Annotated in this window: 18 protein-coding genes and 1 tRNA gene; 12 read left to right on the top strand and 7 right to left on the bottom strand. The window is 68.7% G+C overall.

What is annotated here, in order from left to right:
• Positions 1-23: 23 nt before the first annotated feature.
• A complete protein-coding gene (locus BJ971_RS38800; protein WP_184998260.1) occupies positions 24-818 on the top strand; it encodes a LamG-like jellyroll fold domain-containing protein in 795 nt (264 codons plus the stop codon).
• Positions 819-976: 158 nt separating this feature from the next.
• On the opposite strand, the gene dcd is transcribed toward BJ971_RS38800, so the two are convergent.
• Positions 977-1,555, bottom strand: a complete 579-nt coding sequence (gene dcd, locus BJ971_RS38795; protein ID WP_184998259.1) for a dCTP deaminase — start codon at positions 1,553-1,555, stop codon at positions 977-979.
• Between the two features lie 75 nt (positions 1,556-1,630).
• Here dcd and BJ971_RS38790 point away from each other — a divergent pair, with 75 nt between their 5' ends.
• Both BJ971_RS38790 and BJ971_RS38785 read left to right on the top strand, forming a co-directional pair.
• On the top strand, positions 1,631-2,146 hold the full coding sequence (locus tag BJ971_RS38790) for a pyridoxamine 5'-phosphate oxidase family protein (protein WP_184998258.1): 516 nt from the start codon (positions 1,631-1,633) through the stop codon (positions 2,144-2,146).
• Positions 2,147-2,286: 140 nt separating this feature from the next.
• Positions 2,287-2,357, top strand: a tRNA-Gly gene (locus tag BJ971_RS38785).
• A gap of 1,381 nt (positions 2,358-3,738) precedes the next feature.
• Here BJ971_RS38785 and BJ971_RS42435 read toward each other — a convergent pair.
• Together BJ971_RS42435 and BJ971_RS38775 are read right to left on the bottom strand one after the other, a co-directional pair.
• Positions 3,739-4,986, bottom strand: coding sequence for a calcium-binding protein (locus BJ971_RS42435; protein ID WP_184998257.1), 1,248 nt, complete (start codon positions 4,984-4,986; stop codon positions 3,739-3,741).
• 203 nt (positions 4,987-5,189) lie between these two features.
• The gene (locus BJ971_RS38775) at positions 5,190-6,392 is read right to left on the bottom strand and encodes a hypothetical protein (protein ID WP_184998256.1); all 1,203 of its coding nucleotides are present in this window, start codon (positions 6,390-6,392) and stop codon (positions 5,190-5,192) included.
• Positions 6,393-6,693: 301 nt separating this feature from the next.
• On the opposite strand from BJ971_RS38775, the gene BJ971_RS38770 reads away from it, so the two are divergent.
• From BJ971_RS38770 to BJ971_RS38740, 7 genes are all read left to right on the top strand, one after another.
• A complete protein-coding gene (locus BJ971_RS38770) occupies positions 6,694-8,796 on the top strand; it encodes a S8 family serine peptidase (protein ID WP_184998255.1) in 2,103 nt (700 codons plus the stop codon).
• Positions 8,797-8,906: 110 nt separating this feature from the next.
• Positions 8,907-10,238 carry a TolB family protein gene (locus BJ971_RS38765; RefSeq protein ID WP_184998254.1) on the top strand — a complete coding sequence of 444 codons (1,332 nt, stop codon included), beginning with the start codon at positions 8,907-8,909 and terminating at the stop codon, positions 10,236-10,238.
• Between the two features lie 275 nt (positions 10,239-10,513).
• The gene (locus BJ971_RS38760; RefSeq protein WP_184999323.1) at positions 10,514-11,158 is read left to right on the top strand and encodes an HAD family hydrolase; all 645 of its coding nucleotides are present in this window, start codon (positions 10,514-10,516) and stop codon (positions 11,156-11,158) included.
• Positions 11,159-11,434: 276 nt separating this feature from the next.
• Positions 11,435-11,683: a hypothetical protein gene (locus tag BJ971_RS38755; protein ID WP_184998253.1), complete on the top strand. Its 249-nt coding sequence runs from the start codon at positions 11,435-11,437 to the stop codon at positions 11,681-11,683.
• Positions 11,684-11,799: 116 nt separating this feature from the next.
• Complete coding sequence (locus tag BJ971_RS38750; RefSeq protein WP_184998252.1) at positions 11,800-13,185, top strand: Ig-like domain-containing protein; 1,386 nt, start codon at positions 11,800-11,802, stop codon at positions 13,183-13,185.
• A gap of 125 nt (positions 13,186-13,310) precedes the next feature.
• Complete coding sequence (locus BJ971_RS38745) at positions 13,311-13,709, top strand: SH3 domain-containing protein (RefSeq protein ID WP_184998251.1); 399 nt, start codon at positions 13,311-13,313, stop codon at positions 13,707-13,709.
• Between the two features lie 98 nt (positions 13,710-13,807).
• Positions 13,808-14,080 (top strand): YciI family protein, encoded by a 273-nt coding sequence (locus tag BJ971_RS38740; protein WP_184998250.1) that lies wholly within the window; start codon positions 13,808-13,810, stop codon positions 14,078-14,080.
• A 77-nt stretch (positions 14,081-14,157) separates the two neighbouring features.
• Here the strand turns inward: BJ971_RS38740 and BJ971_RS38735 are convergent, their stop codons facing one another.
• The 3 genes from BJ971_RS38735 to BJ971_RS38725 form a co-directional block, all read right to left on the bottom strand.
• Positions 14,158-14,349 (bottom strand): DUF1918 domain-containing protein, encoded by a 192-nt coding sequence (locus BJ971_RS38735; RefSeq protein WP_184998249.1) that lies wholly within the window; start codon positions 14,347-14,349, stop codon positions 14,158-14,160.
• Positions 14,350-14,577: 228 nt separating this feature from the next.
• On the bottom strand, positions 14,578-14,883 hold the full coding sequence (locus BJ971_RS38730) for an SCO4225 family membrane protein (RefSeq protein ID WP_184998248.1): 306 nt from the start codon (positions 14,881-14,883) through the stop codon (positions 14,578-14,580).
• A gap of 65 nt (positions 14,884-14,948) precedes the next feature.
• Positions 14,949-15,497 carry a phosphoribosyltransferase family protein gene (locus BJ971_RS38725; RefSeq protein WP_184998247.1) on the bottom strand — a complete coding sequence of 183 codons (549 nt, stop codon included), beginning with the start codon at positions 15,495-15,497 and terminating at the stop codon, positions 14,949-14,951.
• 101 nt (positions 15,498-15,598) lie between these two features.
• On the opposite strand from BJ971_RS38725, the gene BJ971_RS38720 reads away from it, so the two are divergent.
• A complete protein-coding gene (locus tag BJ971_RS38720; protein WP_184998246.1) occupies positions 15,599-16,726 on the top strand; it encodes a PP2C family protein-serine/threonine phosphatase in 1,128 nt (375 codons plus the stop codon).
• Here the strand turns inward: BJ971_RS38720 and BJ971_RS38715 are convergent.
• Positions 16,723-16,911, bottom strand: a complete 189-nt coding sequence (locus BJ971_RS38715; protein WP_184998245.1) for a hypothetical protein — start codon at positions 16,909-16,911, stop codon at positions 16,723-16,725. The two genes, BJ971_RS38720 and BJ971_RS38715, sit on opposite strands and share 4 nt — an antisense overlap.
• Before the next feature lie 261 nt (positions 16,912-17,172).
• On the opposite strand from BJ971_RS38715, the gene BJ971_RS38710 reads away from it, so the two are divergent.
• Entirely contained in the window at positions 17,173-19,029 is a 1,857-nt protein-coding gene (locus tag BJ971_RS38710) for an acyl-CoA dehydrogenase (RefSeq protein ID WP_184998244.1), read from the top strand.
• Positions 19,030-19,068 lie beyond the last annotated feature (39 nt).

The raw sequence follows: 19,068 nt of genomic DNA, 5'->3' as shown, positions 1-19,068 counted from the left end.
CCGCTCTCGGTGCGGGTCTGCTCATGGTCGCCCGCTTCTCCCCGCCGAGCGGCGCCGCGCCCCGAATCAGCCCCCACTACCTGGCCCTCTCACCCCGCCCGTCCGCCGGGGTGATCTCCGGCGTCAACACCGGCTTCGCGGTATCGCCGCAGCGCGGCGGCCAGGTCGGCGTCGCGGCGGCGCCGGTCGCGGTCCGCTACACCTTCGACGGCGGGGTCCAACAACCGATCACGGACCTGGGCGGCGCGTTCGTGCTGCGCCCGCTCGCGCAGAACGGCGGAACGCTGAGCCTGGTGCCGCAGGGCAACGGCCTGGCGGTCCAGTACCCGAGCCGCTGCACCCTGCCCCGCGAACGCCAGTGCCCGCGGGCGATCCTGGAGGGCATCCGCGACGACCGGCTCAACCCCGGAACCCGCACCATGCAGTACGGCGCGTCGATCCTGATGTCACACGAGGACCTCTCGGACGGCGCGAACGTCCTCCAGAAGGGTTACTCGGTCGGCGGGACGAGCCAGTTCAAACTCCAGGTCGACCACCGGCTGGGCCACCCGAGCTGCGTGATCGCGGGCCGGACCCGGATCTACCGCGCGGAGCCGTTCATGGACGTCGCGGACGGGATGTGGCACAACCTGATGTGCGCCCGCAGCCGGAACCGACTGACGACCATCGTGGACGGCGTCGAGCGGGCCTGGGTGCCGGTCCCGCCGACCCTGTCGATCGCGAACGCCGAGCCGCTGCGGGTCGGCGGCAAGGGCGCGAACATGGGCAACGACCAGTTCGCCGGCCGGGTCGACGACGTCTACCTGACTATCAACTGAACCCGGGGTCGGTGGAGCACGGACCTGGCAGGGTGGGGGTGGCCGCTCATGAGCCGCCAGGCGATTGGCCGCCCCCGCCCCGGTCTCGGCGGGAGCGACGGTCGGTGCCATGCAACCAGGCACGACATGGTCCTGATGTTGATCTGAGCCCGTCGGGCTCAGGTGGTCGGCCAGGTGCGGAAGTTGACGTGGCTGCGGCTCGGGGTCGGGCCGCGCTGGCCCTGGTAGCGGGAGCCGTAGACCGCCGAGCCGTAGGGGTGTTCCGCCGGGGACGACAGGCGGAAGATGCAGAGCTGGCCGATCTTCATGCCCGGCCAGAGCTTGATCGGCAGGTTGGCCACGTTGGAGAGCTCCAGCGTGACGTGGCCCGAGAAGCCGGGGTCGATGAAGCCCGCGGTCGAGTGCGTCAGCAGGCCGAGGCGGCCCAGGCTGCTCTTGCCCTCGAGGCGGCCGGCGAGCTGATCGCCGAGGGTGATCACCTCGAGGGTCGAGGCCAGCACGAACTCGCCCGGGTGCAGCACGAACGGCTGCCCGTCGGAGACCTCCACGGCGGCGGTCAGATCGTCCTGCTGCTCGGCCGGGTCGATGTGCGTGTACAGGTGGTTGTTGAACACGCGGAAGAAGCGGTCGAGCCGGACGTCGATGCTGGACGGCTGCATCAGCTCCGGCTCGAACGGCTCGAGAGCGAGGTTTTCCGACTTGATCTCGGAGACCAGGTCACGGTCGGAGAGCAGCATCGCCACACAATACCGAGCGGCTTTAAGGTGCGTGTTCGGTGGTCGTCTCGTACATATGTTCGATATGATGTCCGCATGGCTTCCTGGTCCGAATTCGCCGCCGCTGAGCCCGAGCTCGCCTCGGCCGTCCGCGCGCTGCTCCAGCAGTACGGCCCCGGCATGGGCTACCTGGCTACGGTCCGTGCCGACGGCGGCCCGCGCGTGCACCCGGTCTCTCCGGTCGTCACCGAGGAGGGGCTCTACTGCTTCGTCGTCGACTCGGCGAAACGCCGTGACCTGGAGCGCGACGGGCGCTACGCCCTGCATTCGTATCCGCCCGAGGAGAGCGACGACGAGGCCTATGTGGCCGGTCGCGCCCACCCGGTGACTGACCGGGCGGTGATCGCCCGGCTGGCCGGCGCCCTGCGCGCCTCGCTCATGGTCGACTGGCGGCTCTTCGAGTTCGACATCGAGACGGCGATGGTCCGCCGGCACGGACCCGGCGGCGCCCTGCCGCTGGCGATGACCCAACGCCACCCACCAATCACCCAAACGTGGCACGACCGGGCGGCGAGCTTAGGCCGGCCGCTGGTCGCAGCCGCCAGATCGTAGGCACCGGCCGGACACCGCGATCTGCGTCCGCGGGGCGCTGCCAGGCCTGGAGGGAGCTGGGCCGCGCCGAGTCCGGCCGGTGCCTGCCTACGTGGCGGTTACGCCATGGAACCCCGTCATCGGGTACAGTGGTGCCGCTCGCGGGTGTAGTTCAATGGCAGAACATCAGCTTCCCAAGCTGACAGTGCGGGTTCGATTCCCGTCACCCGCTCGTCGCTGAGGAGCCCCGGTCCGCAAAGTGCGCGGACCGGGGCTCCTCGCATTTCTGCCTGGGGGAGACCCCCGGACCCCCACGGTGCGGGTGGGCGCTCGGCGTGAGTCGGGGTCGGGTTTGGGTGGGTCGGGTTCAGGGTCGGGTTTGGCCGTTAGTGGGTTGGTGTATGTCTTGGTGATCGGGTCGTGGGTGGCTCTGTCGGTTAGGTCGCAAGTTGACGGTGCGGGTTCGATTCCGTCATCTGCTTTGTTCCTGGTCTTTCATGCCGATCAGCCCTTGAGGGTCTGGCGTTCCGCTTGATTCGCTTGGTGTTCGATCGGTGGTGATTCGACGCCGCCACCCAATCCACCGTCGCTCTGTCGCTCCGTCGCGTACTGCCGCGACCCCGTAGACGGCAACGGCGACCCCAAGTCCGACCTCCGCGATACCTGCCAGCACACGACCCTCGGACAAGATCGCGACCCCGATCACGGCAAGCGCGACCCCGAATCCGACCAACGCGGTGCCGGCCAGCAGATGACTCTCGCGCACTGCCGCGACCCCGACCACGGGAGCCGCTACTCCGACCCCGACCAAATGCGGTACCGAACAGCAGATCACCCTCGCGCACCGACGCGACCCCGAACACGGCGGCAGCTACCCCGAACCCGATCACCGTGGTACCGAGCAGCACACGGCCCTCGCGCAGCGCCACGACCCCGAACGCGGCAGCAGCTATCCCGACGCCGATCACCGTGGCACCGCCCAAGAGCCGGCCGACGGTGCCTAGATCCGTGACGATCAGGACCGTGACTGCCAGCATCCCGGCGGACATCGCAACCAGCGCAACAGCCCAGCTCGCACTTGTGACCAGACTGGCCATGCTGCACCGCCGGCCGCCACCCAGAGACTGATCGATGCGGCGCGTTGCAGCATCGAACCGGGGTACTTTCGGAGCCAAGCAGCGACCCCGAACACGGCAGCAAGACCGGTAATCGCACTCAACGCGGGTACGGCGTTCTCCGAAAGCACGTTGACCGTGATTCCCAACGCGACCGTGCCGAGCAAGAAGGCACAGCGGCAGCATGGTGGCACGGCTCAGCCTCCATTGTGTCTAGGCCGAACAGCTGAACCCGAACGGGCTATTCCTGATACTTTGCCGGGTCATTGGCGGGCCATTGGGGCAGGCAGAACGAGGCCACTCCAGGCCACCCCATGCACCAGCCGCCAGCACCGTCCGCACCCAGGTAGGCGATCTTGTGCGGTTCCCAAGCCGACAGTGCGGGTTCGATTCCCGTCGCCCGCTCCACACACGAAAGCCCTGGCCAGGACCGATGGTCCGCCAGGGCTTTCGTCGTTCTAGCTGGCTGAAACAGAGGGGCGTGCCTTTAACGTGCCATTAGGGGCCGGCGACGTTCTCGCAGTTCACGGCCGTGTCGCCGGTCCAGAGTTCGCAGCCGTCGGTGTCCGGCCCGCCGTCCAGCTGCTCGGCCGCGCTGTCCTCGTCGCCGCCGTCCAGGAAGTCGTCGCCGGCTTCGCCGAACAGGTGGTCGGTGCCGGGGCCGCCGAAGAGGTAGTCGGCGCCTGCGCCGCCGCGGAGTGTGTCGTTGCCGGGGCCGCCGTCGAGGCTCTGGTCGCCGGCGCCGCCGGAGAGCGTGTCGTTGCCGTTGCCGCCCCAGATGCTCTCGACGTCGGTGGCGATGGTGTCGCCCTCGCCATTTGCGCCGTCGTCGCCCTTGACGCCGTCTGCGTCGGCCGTGATGTCCTCGGAGTACTGGGTGTAGATCACGGAGTCCAGCTCACGGCCGGGGCCGCCGGAGTAGTAGTCGGCGCCCTTGGCGTTGCCGTTGATGGCGCTTGCGTAGATGAAGTCCGGCCCCGGGCCGCCGTAGACCCGGTCGTTGCCGTCCTCGGGACGCAGCTCGTCCTCGCCGTCACCGCCGGAGAGGAAGTCGTCACCGGCGCTGCCGTCGAGGTAGTCGTCGCCGGTGCCGCCCCAGATCGAGTCGTTGCCGGCCTCGCCGATCAGCCAGTCTCGTTCGGCGCCGCCGTCGATGACGTCGTTGCCTTTGGCGCCGAAGATCTCGTCCCTGCCGCTGCCGCCGTAGATCCGGTCGACGCCGCTACCGCCGAAGATGGTGTCCTTCGCGGCGTCGCCGTAGATCGTGTTGGTGCCGGACCAGTCCCAGATGTGGTCCTCGCCGCCGCCACCGTGGATCCGGTCGGAGCCGGTCCAGCCGTGCAGCTTGTCGTTGCCCGAGCCTCCGGTGATCACATCGTTGCCGGTGCCGCCGTCGAAGTCGGCCGGCACGCTGGTGCTGTTGCGGATCGAGTCGCTGCGGTCGTACGTGTAGATCTTCACCAGCTTGGGCGCCTTCGAGGTGCGGCACTTGACCTTGGTCTTGTCGCCCTTGACCTTCTTGCAGCCCTTGCCCGCCCGGACCGCGACCCGGTCGTCGATCGTCACGGTGTTGCCGGAGCGGGTCACTACCACCTTGTTCTGGGTCTTCTGGGCGGCCTTGTACTGCACTGTGCTGACGCCCGCGGTGGCCACGCCGGTGGTGGCGGCCTGTGCGGGCGTGCCGGCGAGCAGGCCGGCTGAGGCGGTGGCGAACAGGATGACAGCGAGATGCGCGGAGCGTCGCATGGATTCTCCCCCGTGGATCCGGCGGCGAGCGCCGCGCGGATCACGAGCATAGAGCTCGATGAGATCCGATCTGGATCGTACGAATGGACCGGCCCCGCGCTGCCGTGACGGCGTGAGAGGCAGCGCGGGACAGGGCCGAGTGATCGCCGTTGATGGTGTGACCGAACGCTGTCGGCCACACCACGGAGCCGATCAAACGAGTTTCAGACCACGACAATCGTCAGGCCGAGGTCGGTATTGCCGTGGGCGGAGCCGTAGAGCGACACGTTCCCAGCCGCGTCGGTCAGCTTCACACCGGTGACGGTGCAGCGGCCGGTGAGACTGCGGATCTCGATTTTGACCGACGCCCGGCCATCCGCGCCGATGACCGGCGTGTGTGACACCTGCGTGCAGACATCCGAGTCGAGGTCGACCGAGGCGAGGCCACCGACCGCGCCCGACACCGCGAAGGTGAGATCGGCGCTCGGAACCCCCTGCGCCGGGGCCGACACCGTGGCCGGGAGTTGGAAGTCCGAAGCGGTGATCACGTCGTTGCGGCTGACCGTGATCGCCGGGACGGTCTCGGGGGCGATGAGCCGGGTCAGGTTGCCGGCCCGGTCCCAGACGTCAACGCGAGCCGGGGCCCACGTCCCGCTCGGGCTGCCGGCCGGCACCTGCACCGTGGCCGTGCACGACAGGTTGAACGGACCGTAGAAGTAGGACCCGTCACCACAGGTCTTCTCGTATCCGTTGTCCGCGACCTGGAACGTGCCGGTCAGAGTCCTGCCGGCCGGGCCGCGTAGGACGATCCGCCCCTTGGCCGGCGTGGAGCCCTCGTCCATGATCTCGAACCGGTAGCGCAGCGCGACGCCAGTGCCCGGGTCGTAGACCTCGCGGAGCTGGCCGACGTCGGCCGACGCGATCCCGATCTCCGGGCCTGTGGTGTCCACCAGCCCAGTGACCGCCAGTTCGGCGCCGGGCATCTTGAACGTGCGTTTGTGGCCCTGGTCGTCCTCGGCGGTGACCTTGATGACCCGCCAGACCACGTTCGCGGCCACGCCCTCACGCGGTACCAGGAACTCGAAGCGATAGGCGGAGCTCTGCGCGTTCCCGGATTCGGAACTCACGTACGGGTAACCGAGACCGAGGCCGAAAGCGATCGTGCGGGCCGACTCGACCGGCTGGTCGCCGACGAACGGCCGCAACTCGACGGTGCCGCGCAGCTCCCGCGCGGCAGCGTCCGAGTCGGTGATGGTCCAGGTGAGGTCCGTCGCCGCAAAATCCTGGGTGACGTCGACCTGGCCAGTGGCGAATCCGATCGGGCCGAGCCCGATCGGGTTTCCGCGAGCAGCGACCGCCGCCTGTGTCGGTAGGAGAGCGATCGTGGCGGCTGCCGCCAGGGCAGACCACTTTCGGACACGTGACATCGAATGAATCCTCCGACTCGATCAGCGCGCCTCGATGAGGCCGGGCGCCAGGATAGCCTCCGGATCTTGCGGAAATCTTGGCTATTTCGACGGGCCGCGACCGCCATGATCGACATGTTCGCCTGAGGGCGTAGGGTGCCGGGCATTCATGATCTTGGTTGCGGGGGCCGTTGTGCGTGCTGTCTCGTCTTCTTTGTTGGGCGTTCTGCTGGCTACGAGCCTGGGCGCACCTGCTGTCGCGGCGGAGGGCGATTCGGTACGGCTTGATGTTGGGCTAAGTGCCGGCGCTGACTCTGCCGCCGTGGTCGGGGTGCTCGGCGATGCCGTGCTGAGCGCGCGGCCGGTTGTGGGGCTGCAAGCGATAACGGTCGAGGTGGCTGCGGATCAGGCCGACGCGGCTCTGAGCACGCTGGCCGGCACGGAAGGCGTCCGGTATGCCGAGCGCAGTGCTCTGTTGGGTGCAGACGGCGAGATCCTGCCCGCGGTGCTGCCTCCGGTGGAGGTTCCGCAGGCGTGGACATGGAGCCGGGGCGATGCCGGCGTCACGGTTGCGGTCGTCGACAGTGGTGTCAGCCCGAACCTCGATCTGAAAGCGAGCCGTCTTACCGCGGGCCGTGACTTCGTGGACGGGGACGAGGACCCGGCGGACGATGATGGACACGGCACGATGATGGCCAACTTCATCGCGGCGCAGAGTGGGAACAATGTCGGCACGATCGGCGTGTGCGGCGTCTGCCAGATCATGCCGGTGCGAGTCCTGAAGAACGGGCAGGGCACAACTGCGGACGCCGCCGCCGGCATCGCCTGGGCGGCCGACCACGGCGCCCAGGTGATCAACTTTTCGGCGAGCACCGCGTCACCCAGTCAGTTGTTGCAGGACGCGGTGGAACATGCGCACGCCAAGGGTGCGCTGCTCATCGCCTCCGCAGGCAACGAGGCCTCGACCAGGCGGCGCTACCCCGCCGCGTTCGAGCCGGCCCTGGCCGTCACCGAGGACGATCCGTACCACTACTTCCCAGAGAAGAACACCTCGACACGGCAGTGGGTCGACATCAACGCCTGGGGACAAGCCTCAGTGCTGAGCAAGGACGGCCAGGTCGTTCTGACCCAGGGCTCCTCGGTAGCGACCGCCGTGGTGTCGGGAATCGCCGCACTGGCGTTCGCCATGAAGCCGGACGCCACCGCGACCGAGGTGAACGCTCTGATCCGGCGCGCCGCGGACCGGCAGCCGGCCTCGCCCGCGTATCGGACGCCCACCGTCAACGCGGCCCAGGTGATGTACGACCTCGGCGGCACCGATACCAACCCGCCCGCCATCTACAAGACGGATCTGACCGACAACCAACTCGTCTCCGCCGGCGGCGTCTACGTTCGCCCCATCGCCACCGACGATCACGGCATCGAGCACATCGACCTGGTCATCGACGGTCACGTCGTCGCCACCGTGCAGCAGCCGCATGTCAGCGCGAGCAGCACCGCACGCGTACCCGTGCCCGCCGGTTACAACGGGCCGTTGCCGGTGACCGTCGCGGCCTATGACTACGCCGGGAACACCACCGCGGCGACCACCACGGTCCAGGTCGACTCGACCCTGCCGACCATCACCCTCATCTCGCCCAAGCCCGCCACGCCCATGCACGGCGACACCATCGACGTCACCGTCTCGGCATCCGACGACGCGTCCTCGATCGTCGCCGACAGGCAGGGCAGCCTCCCGGCCTACTCCCTCAGCGCCGTTCCGGGCACCAACCTGTGGAAGGGCCGCGCCTCGGTGTCGCCGGAGGGGCAGATCGGATTCGGGTTCTGGGACGAGGCCGGCAACTACGACAGCGTCGTGTACACCCTTCCCGTCGACAACGCGCCACCCGCCGGCGGCACCATCACCCCCGGTGCCGGGGCCAAGGTGCGCGGCACGTTCGTCAGCGCCCTGGGCGGCGTCACCGACGCCAGCGGCGTGGCCAAGGCCGAACTCTGGGCCAACGGACGCTTCATCGGCGCCGACGCATCCGCGCCCTATTCCCTCGCCGTACCCACCGGTGCCTACAGCGGCACACTGCAGCTCATCTGGCGGGTCACGGACGGGTGGGGACAGAGCCGCACCCTGCCCGCCCGCACCGTGATCGCAGACAACAAGCCACCCACCGTCAAGATCACCAAAGCGCCCAAGAACAAGGCCAAGGTCAAGGGAACCGTCAAGGTCTACGTCAGCGCGTCCGACAACAGCGGCATCGCCCGGGTCGAGCTGATCGTCAACGGCAAGGTCGTCGCGCGCGACACCACCGCCGCGTACGTGCTGACGGTCAACACCAAGAAGCAGAAGAAGACCATGAAGGTTCAGATCCGGGTCTACGACCGGCTCGGCAACGTGACCTACGCCGGCGCCCGCACCTGGCACCGCAGCTAGGGCGGTCGGGCGAGGCTGCGCGAACTCCGGGTCAGCGCGCACGGGGCAACGGCTTGCATCGATTTGTGTAACCATGGGTCGCTTCTAAACGATCAACATGGGGGAAATGCATGGATTTCAGGCCTTCGCTGCGCCGAACCGGATCCGCGGCCACTGTGGTCGTCGCCGGCCTCGCCACTGTGGTGCAGGTCGCCGGTCCGGCAGCCGCCGCGGCGCCGTCGCTGCGGACCGAGCGGGTCAGCGTGTCCAGCACCGGCGCGCAGGGGGATGCCTCCACCATCGTGGGTGATCTGAGTTCCAACGGCCGATACGTGGTCTTCGATTCAGATTCCTCCGGGCTGGTGCCCGGCGACACCAACGAGACCGGCGACGTCTTCCTGCGGGACCGGCAGACGGACACCACCACCCGGCTCAGCGTTTCCGCCGCCGGGGAGCAGAGCAACGGCTCGAGCGGCTCCCCTCGGATCAGCGCCGACGGGCGGTACGTCACGTTCATCTCGTACGCGTCGAACCTCGTGGCCGGTGGTTCTCGACCGGAGATCGGGTACGACGTCTACCTGCTCGACCGGCAAGACGGAACGCTCGACCGGATCAGTGAGACCCCGGACGGCAAGCCGGGCGACGGCGACAACTTCAACCCGTCGATCAGCGCCGACGGGCGGTACGTCGCCTTCGAGACGTACGCGAGCAACCTGGTTCCCGGCGTCGGCGCCGGCAACGTCGTGATCTACGACCGGACGACCGCCCAGCTCAGCCCGGTCAGCGTGGCGGCCGACGGCACGGCCACCGGGTCGGGCAGCTTCGCCCCGGCCATCAGCGACAACGGTCGTTACGTTGCCTTCGTCTCGTTCTCGGCCGACCTGGCACCCGGCGACACCAACGGGGTGGGCGACATCTATGTCCGCGACCTCGTGGCCGGAACGACCGTGCGCGCCAGCGTGTCCGACGACGATCACGAGATCGCCGGCGACAGCCGTGGCGGCGAAGTCAGCAACAACGGCCGCTACGTGACCTTCTGGTCCGACGACAGCACCCTGGTCCCCGGCGACTCCAACGGCGCATCCGACGTCTTCGTCCGCGACCTGCAGGCCGGCACGACCCGGTTGGTCAGCACGTCGACCGACGGGGTGCCGGCCAACAGCTCCAGCGACCAGCCGAGCATCACCGCGAACGGCCGTTACGTGGTCTTCGACAGCGCCGCGACGAATCTCGTCGCGGGGGACACCAACGGCGTCTTCGACGTGTTCCGTAAAGACCTGCAAACCGGCACGACCACGCTCGTCAGCCGCCGCACCAACGGCACGCAGGGCGACAGCGACAGCGTCAACCCGAACGTCACCCCGAACGGCAAGATCGTCGCCTACGGCTCGGACGCGACGAACCTGACCGCCGGCGACACCAACGGGCAGACCGACCTCTTCGTCACCAAGCTGCTCGGCTGATCCCTCGGCGGTGACCTGACTGTCAGGCGGGACAGCACGCCGAGTGCCGGCCCGCAGGCTTCCCAAGCTGACGGTGCGGGTTCGATTCCCGTCACCCGTTCCAACGACTGAGGCCCAGGCCAGCGGCATGATCCGTGGCCTGGGCCTCGTCATATCTGATCTCTGTTCGGCGGGCGTGCCCTCCGGGCTCGCGTGCCGAGTCCGGGTGGAGCGGTGTTGCTCGGGGATACCGTCTGTGACGTGGCTTCGCTTGGTGGGCTTGTGGGGGCGGTCCGCTGTTGCTCGACTTTGATGGGCCGGTGTGCAGCGTCTTCGCGGGCTTGCCTGCGGCGCGTGTGGCGGCGGAGTTGGTCGGGCTACTGCGTGCTGAGCGTGTCGACCTACCGAGCGATGTCGCGGCGGAGTCGGATCCGCTGGCGGTGATTCGGTGGACGGGGTACCACTGCGACTCGGCGTTGACGGCTGCTGTCGAGGACGCGTTGACCGCGCTGGAGCTGCGTGCTGTCGCGTCGGCAGTGCCGACGCCGTATGGGCACGATGTGATCCGGTCGGGTCGGGGTGTTGGCCTGGCGGTCGCGATCGTCAGTAACAACTCGGGCCGGGCGGTGTCGGCGTACCTTGCGGCGCACGGGCTTGCCGATCAGGTCGTGCGGGTCGTAGGGCGTCTCTACGCTCGGCCCGAGCTGATGAAGCCGGAACCTGGAATGGTCCTCGACGCGGTCCGGGCAGTCGGGGGTGAGCCGAGGGCTTGCGTGCTCGTCGGGGACTCGATGAGCGACATCGTTGCGGCGCGGGCGGCCGGGGCTCGTGTCGTCGGCTACGCGAATCGGCCGAGCAAGGTCGTACCGTTCGCGGTGGCCGATGCGTTGATCACAACCATGGCGGATGTGGTGGCCGCGTTGTCCCCGGACAACCTCTGAGCGGCGGCAGGCAGATCTATCGTCGCTTCCCATCGAGCCGTAGGTGGGTGCGGGCCTGCTCCCGCTGCCACTCCACCGACCTCAACGTTCACCCCGACCGGCCCAGGACGCCCACAGCGTGCCGTTGACGGTGCGCCAGAGGGGGATTGAAGTGCGAAAACGAGGGATCCGTGTGATGGCAGGTGTCTCCGAACGGGCGCGACCTCGATCCGAAGGGCGGAACGTCGCCCTGGCCAGGCGGGGCTAGAGTCCCGTTGATCTAGGGGTGAGGATGCGGTGATCAGAGACAATTTGGGTTGGCTGACAGCGGCGGCGCTGGAGGCGGTCTTCTATCCCCTCAATCAGTGGCTCGTTCGCCGCAAGGGTCTGGATCACCGGCCGTATTTCGTCCCGAGCCTGTGGGGACTGGTAGGAACCCTGATCATCGTCATGGCCGAGCCGATGGGTTGGCGCCCAGCCAATCGTTCAGCGATCCAGCCGGGTGTAGCGCCGGCCGCCCTGTCGCCCGACTCCCCGGGCCGTTAGCGGGCGGGGGCGAGCCGCCGGACCCCAGGGCTGCCGCCGTCTCGGCGTGATCGACTTTCGTCGGGTCGGGGCCGTATCCTCGTCGGGATATTCATGGGTGTCATGGGGGAGCGGTTGTGGGTAAGGGGCGTGCTGCGGCGGTTGCCGGGCTTGTCGGGTTGCTGATCGTGACGGGTGCGGGGCCTGCGGCCGCGGACTCGGTGCCGGTGGTGACCTCGACGGGGCTTGCCGAGGGGCAGTTGATCGGGATTCAGCAGACCGTGCGGCCTTCGGTGAGTGCCGACACGGTGAGGATCGATGTGCTGGTCGACGACAGGCTCGTCGCCAGGTCGCGGACCGCGCCGTTCGCCGTGACCCTGTACGCCCCGGTCGATCTTGATGACCGCGACGTGGACGTGACGGTTCGGGCCTATGACGTGGCGGGGGTGACCGGGGAGGCCAAGACCCGGGTTCACGTCGACGCCGAGAGGCCGGACGCGAACTTCACTCCGCGGATGGTCTCGGTCGTGCACGGTCCCACCACGATCACCGTTGACGTGCCGGACGACGTCGTCAGCGTTGTGCTGAGCGACGACGCCGGCGAGATCGACCGGGCGACCGGCGCGCCGTGGACTCTCGACTGGGACGCGACGGGTCACAACGGCAAGGTTCGGTTCGCGGTGACCGACCGGGCCGGGAACGTCTCGACCTTCAAGGGTGGCTACCGGGTGGACGACCTGGGTCCGCAGATCTCCTTGTACCGCCACCCGGATTCGCCGGAGACCCAGCCCGCCGGGGAGAGCTACCTGGATGCCGAGGTCAAGGACCTCACCGGGTTGAGCCGCATCGAGTGGTGGGTCGAGGGTGCGATCCGGTCGACGGATCGGGCGCTGCGGTACGACTTCGGTCCGCGCAGCCGTACCGTGCCGATCGAGGTGCGCGCCTGGGACACGTGGGGCAACGCCTCGGTCACCGCGTTGTCCGTCGTCATCGACGCGGACGCTCCCCGCGTCACCTCGATCACGCCGGCGAACCTCGCCCTCGTCCGCGGCTCGCGGATCACCAGCACCGTGCAGGCGACGGACGCCACCGGCGTCTCGTGGGCGACGCTGGACGGCGCCGCCTCGGACCTCACGGCCCCGTACACCTCGTCGATCCCGGCGGGCCGCGACGGCAGGAAGACCCTCACCTGGTACGTGATCGACTACTGGGGCTACACCACCACGGCTCGGCGGGTGGTCATCGTCGACAACACGAAGCCCACGCTGAAGATCACCAAGGGGCCCAAGAACAAGGCGAAGGTGAAGGGCACGGTCAAGGTCACCGCGTCGGCCGGCGACCGCAACGGCGTCGGCCGGGTGGAGCTGCTGATCAACGGCAAGGTCGTCGCCAAGGACGTGAAGCCGGGGTACAGCTTCTCGATCAAGACCAGCAGGTACGGCAAGAAGCTCAAGGTCGTGCTGCGCGCCTACGACAAGGCGGGCAACTCGACCAAGACCGCGACCCGCACCTGGTACCGCTGAGGCCGGCCGCTCGAACCCGCACGTCATCGCGTTGGTGGAGATCTCGACGAGTTGTCCGATGTGGACTAGCGTCCGATCTGATCACCGACGTCGATGCGGTGACGCACGGAGACGGGGGAACGGAATTGATCAAGACAATTGTCAAACGGACCTGGCGGGTCGCCGGAGGTGCGTTCCTGGCGGCGGTTCTGACGGCCGGACTGGTCGCGGTGCCCGTGTCGCCGGCGTCCGCGGCCATCGACTGCTCGGTCAGTCACTCCAGGAACGGCGAGGGTAGCGGCTACACCGAGGTGTCCAAGCCGCTCAAGGTCGGCCCGTACGGTGACTGCGCCAAGACCGGCGCCAACACCGGCGCCTGGGGCAAGGTCTGGCTGCACTGCTACGAGTACAACAGCTACGGCAACCTGTGGTGGTGGGTCCGCATCGACGGCACCAACAGCGCCGGCTGGATCTACTCGGACCACCTGACCGGCGTCGACTTCGACGACAACGACGACGGCCACGAGGACATCACCTACTGCTGATCGGCCCGGTCTGGCCCTCGTGCAAGCCACGGGGGCCAGCCGCGATCGTAGGATCGCGGTGAGTTTTCCGCGGCTGAGAGGAACACACCGTGTACCTGATGATCTCGACCTATCTCGCGCCCCTCGACCAGGTCGACCAGGCTCGGGACGCGCACATCGCCTTCGTCGAAGAACTCGGGCGGGCCGGCGTGCTCGTCTCCGCCGGCCGGCAGGATCCGCCCGTCGGCGGCGTCATCATTCTCGACGCTGACACCGAGGCCGAGGCGCGGGAGCTGCTGGCGCCCGACCCCTACCTGCTCCAGGGCCTGGCCGAATACACGGCCACGGGCTGGACGCCGGCCCGCGGCGCCCTCGTGGACTGGAAAAGCTAGACAAACCGGTGGACTGGAAAAGCTAGACATACCGGCGACCGGCCACGGGAGTCGTGGCCGGTCGTCCGCCGGGATGATCAGTTCGCCCGGTGCTCCACGTGCCCCTCGGGGCCGGGGAACACGAGCGCCTCGTGGTCGGTGTCCAGCCAGCGGACCCGGTACGGCGGGGTGCCGTCGGGGTGCGGGACCTCGACGATGTCGCCGACCCGCTGGGGGTCGCCGACGTGGATACCCTTCAGGACGAGCCGGTCTCCGGTGTGCGCGATCATCGTTCCTCCCGTCTGGGTCGGGGCCCGAGGGCCCGCGGGCCGCGGTCGCGCCCGAAACCGGACTTCCAGCGCCGTCCGGTCGCACCCCCGGGGGTGATTCGCCTCACAAGTGCGGGGCGTGCGCGCGGTCAGAACCACCATCGCACAGATGTGACCGCCGACACCCATGGTCGGCGATTCCGGGCGGTGGCCAGGAGATCGACCACCGTGGACCTCGGCGAGGGGGCGTCACGCCCCGTGGGAGCGGAGCCGGCCGACCTGGCCGGCGATCGTGTTGATCAGCAGGGTGTTGAGCAGGGCGCCGGCGGCCACGCTCAGCCAGAGCATCGCGACCGCGAGCCAGCCGTCGCCGAGCAGGAAGACCGGCGCGAAGATCACCGAGACCGGCGCGGTGAGGCCGATGAGGTAGGCCGCCGCGGTGGACGGCTCGTGGTTGCCGGTCGCGAGGTTGCCGCCGATCAGGATGACCGCGGCGACCGCGACGGCGAACAGATAGATGCGGGTCGCCCAGTTGCCGAAGAAGAACTGCGTCATGCCGTCCATCGTGGTGAGACCGGGGTGGCCGCTCCTGAGTAGCGCTACTCAGCGCGTACGTGTGCTCAGCTCAGATCTTCGCCGGTCAGCAGGCCGCGGATGCGCAGCTCGGCCGAGACCGCCGGGTCGCACTCGTCGACGATGACCGCGGTGCCGACGGCCTTCGCGCCCAGCGATTCGACAAGGGTGTACAGGCCGCGGGCCTGTGCGCCGGTGGCGGCCCAATCGTCCACGACCAGGACGCGGTCGTCGAGGCCGATCAGCCGGCTGCGCAGCCCGAGGTGCTGCTGATCGCCGCGATGATCGGCCGGGACGGCCGCCCAGGCCATCGGCTCGGCGATCGGCCGCCGCGCACCCGCGCGGTACGCCTCCACGAATCCGACGCCGAGCGCGCGGGCCACCAGCGGGCCGACGAGGAACCCGGTCACCTCGGGCGAGACCACCACGGTCGGCTCGGCGTCGGAGAAAAGTGCGGCGAGTCCGGGACCGAGTTCGTCGAGCACCAGCGGGTCGCGCCACCAGCCGGAGCGGTCGCTGACAAGCAGATCGGTGTCCGGACCGGGGTCTGTCCAACGGAATCCGGCGCGCAGCCGGCCGCGCAGTTCTGAAGCCACACCGCCATCGTGTCATCGCGGGTGGGGTTCGCCGGCGACGAGTGGGCAGAACCCGCTCAGACTAGGGGTCAAGATGATGCAGCCGCCCTGGTCGATCAGGCATGCTGTTCGGCGTACCCATGCCTATTATCCCGGCGGGCCGCCACCCGCTCAGCCCAGGATCCCGCGCCGGCCTCGGCGCGGCCCTCGCGCTGCTCGTCGTCGTGTCGGCCGTGGAGCTGGCGGACGGTCCTCAGGCGAACTTCGTCGGGCTGTACGCGGCCGCGCCGTTCCTGGCCGCCGTGTTCGCCTACTGGCAGACGGTGCTCGCGGTCGGCGCGCTCGCCACGGTCGTCGGCATGGTCTTCTCCGGTGCCGACGCCCGGTTCGACACGATCGGCATGGTCAACGTCGCCGGCATCATGCTGGCCACCGGGATCGCGGCCGCGGTCGCCACCGTCCGGCAGCGTCAGGCCAACCGGATCGCCGAGCTGGTGCGCCTGGCGGCGGTCGCGCAGCAGGCCGTGCTGCGACCGCTCGGCCCGCAGGTCGGCAACCTCGCGGTGGCGGGCCGCTACATCTCGGCGTCGGCCGCGGCGGACATCGGCGGAGACCTCTACGAGGCCCTCGACACCCCGTACGGGGTGCGGATCATCATCGGCGACGTGCGCGGGAAGGGGCTCGAGGCGGTACGGCTGGCGAGCATCGTGCTGGGCTCGTACCGGCATGTCGCGTTCGAACGGTCGGACCTGCGGGCGATCGTCACCGACCTGGATCGGGCCGTGGCCCGCAGCGTCGGCGACGAGGACTTCGTCACCGCTGCCCTGGTCGAGGAGCGCGGCGGCACGCTCACCATCGTCAATTGTGGACATCCGGCGCCGCTGCTGTTGCGGCGTGGTCAGGTCATCGCGCTGGACCCGCCCGCTCCGGCGCCCCCGCTGGGGTTCATGCCGGTGGCGCGGCCCCGGGTGGAACGTCTCGAGCCGGGTGACCGGCTGCTGCTCTTCACGGACGGGCTGGGCGAGGCGCGACGTGAGGGCGAGTTCTTTCCCACCACCGACCGGGCGTGGCGGCTGTTGGGACATGGCACGGTCGGCGACGGCCTGGCGTCGCTCGAGACCGCGCTTGTCGACTGGGTGCACGGGCAGCTCGAGGACGACATCGCCCTGGTGCTGCTCGAGTACGGCGGCCCCGACGGCAGCGCGGCGGCAGCTATGCCGAGCTGGGAGGTCGGCGCGGCCGGCAGCTAGCTCAGGTCGTCGTCGGCGGGCTCTTCCGCGGCGGGCGAGTCCTCGGGGGCGGGCAGAGGCGCAGGGATCACGGGTACCGATGCCCGGGCGGCGACGGCGTCCGGCTGCCGGTGCCGGCCGACGTAGTGGCGCGGCTGGTCCGCCTGGCGCGGCTCCGGAATCAGGCTTTTGATCGTGGCGAACATGGTGACCTCCCCGGGTCGGCGCGTACGTGCCTTGCTGTACATCCGGAGCAACGAACCGCTGAGCACGTCGATACGTGTATGCGGCGCGGCGGCTTGCAAATGACCGAACGGTTGTCCTGTTTCCCACCCGATCGGAGACGTTTGACCCCCAATCCGACGGACAACCGAAGATCGAAGCCGACTTGTCGATACCTACCCGCGGGTAATACAGTGTTAGTTACTGACGGGTAACTCGCGTCCGGAGGGCGGGGCCAAAACGACATGAGCCACTACAAGAGCAACCTGCGCGACCTCGAGTTCAACCTCTTCGAGGTCTTCGGGGCTGATCGTGCGTTCGGTCAGGCGCCGTTCGACGGCATCGACGCGGACACCGCGCGCGACGTCCTCGCCGAGGTGAACCGCCTCGCGCGTGAGGACCTCGCGGCGAGCTACACCGACTCCGACCGCAATCCTCCGCGGTTCGACCCGGTGAACAACACGGCGGACCTGCCGGAGTCGTTCAAGAAGTCCTACGCGGCCTTCATGGCGTCCGAGTTCTGGCGCCTGGACCTGCCGGAGAGCCTGGGCGGCACGCTCGCGCCCCGCACCCTGTGGTGGGCGCTCGCTGAGCAGATTCTCGGCGCCAACGCCCCGGTCTGGATGTACTCGTCCGGTCCGTCCTTCGCGCACGTCGTGCACGTCGAGGGCACCGACGAGCAGAAGAAGTGGGCCGAGCTCTTCATCGACAAGCAGTGGGGCTCGACGATGGTGCTCACCGAGCCCGACGCCGGCTCCGACGTCGGCGCGGGCCGCACCCGGGCCATCCCCCAGGCGGACGGCTCCTGGCACATCGAGGGCGTCAAGCGCTTCATCACCTCGGGTGAGCACGACCTCACCGACAACATCATCCACTACGTGCTGGCCCGTCCGGTCGGCGTAGAGGGCGTCGGCGGTCCGGGCACCAAGGGCCTGTCGCTGTTCATCGTGCCGAAGTACCACTTCGACGCGGAGACCGGCGAGCTGGGCGACCGCAACGGCGTCTACGCCACGAACGTCGAGCACAAGATGGGCCTCAAGGTCTCCAACACCTGCGAGATGACCTTCGGCGAGAACGGCACGCCCGCCAAGGGCTGGCTGCTCGGCGAGGTGCACCAGGGCATCCGCCAGATGTTCATGATCATCGAGTACGCCCGGATGATGGTCGGCACGAAGGCGATCGCCACCCTCTCGACGGGTTACCTCAACGCGCTCGAGTACGCGAAGAACCGCGTACAGGGCGCCGACCTGGTCGAGAACAACGACAAGGCGGCCCCGCGCGTCACGATCACCCACCACCCCGACGTTCGCCGCTCGCTGATGCTCCAGAAGGCGTACGCGGAGGGCCTGCGCTCGCTGGTCATCTACACGGCTTCCTGGCAGGACAAGGTCGCCATCGCGGAGGCCGCCGGCGACACCAAGGGTGCCAAGATCGCAAGCGGCGTCAACGACTTCCTGCTGCCGCTGGTCAAGGGCGTCGGCTCGGAGCGGGCGTACGAACTGCTCGGACACGAGTCGTTGCAGACCTTCGGTGGCTCCGGCTTCCTCCAGGACTACCCGCTCGAGCAGTACGTCCGCGACGCCAAGATCGACACCCTGTACGAGGGCACGACGGCGATCCAGAGCCTCGACCTGATCTTCCGCAAGATCGTGAAGGACAACGGCCGGTCGCTCGCCGTCATCGCCACCGAGATCCAGGAGTTCATCGAGACCGAGGCCGGCAACGGCCAGCTCAAGGTCGAGCGCGCCTCGCTCGGCAGGGCGCTCGGTGAGCTGCAGAACATCCTCGGCATCCAGATGACCTGGCTGCAGGCGGCGCAGGGCGGTGACGCCCGTGAGCTGTACAAGGTCGGCCTCACCTCGCGGCGGGTGCTGCTCGCGCTCGGCGACGTCGTGGTCTCCTGGCTGCTGCTGCGCGGCGCCGAGGTCGCCCTCCGGGCGCTGGGCACCGAGATCTCCGAGGCGGACAAGTCCTTCTACGAGGGCAAGGTCGCCGCGGCGCGGTTCTTCGCCCGCGAGATCCTGCCCCGGATCGGCTCGGACCGCCGGATCATCGAGAACACCACTCTCGACGTGATGGACCTGTCCGAAGACGCGTTCTGATCTTCGTACTCTCCTGACAGCCGAAGCCGGCGGACAATG

Source organism: Amorphoplanes digitatis, from assembly GCF_014205335.1.
Classification (GTDB): domain Bacteria; phylum Actinomycetota; class Actinomycetes; order Mycobacteriales; family Micromonosporaceae; genus Actinoplanes; species Actinoplanes digitatus.
Note: the sequence above shows the minus strand (reverse complement) of the source record. Positions and strands in the feature narration are given on the sequence as shown.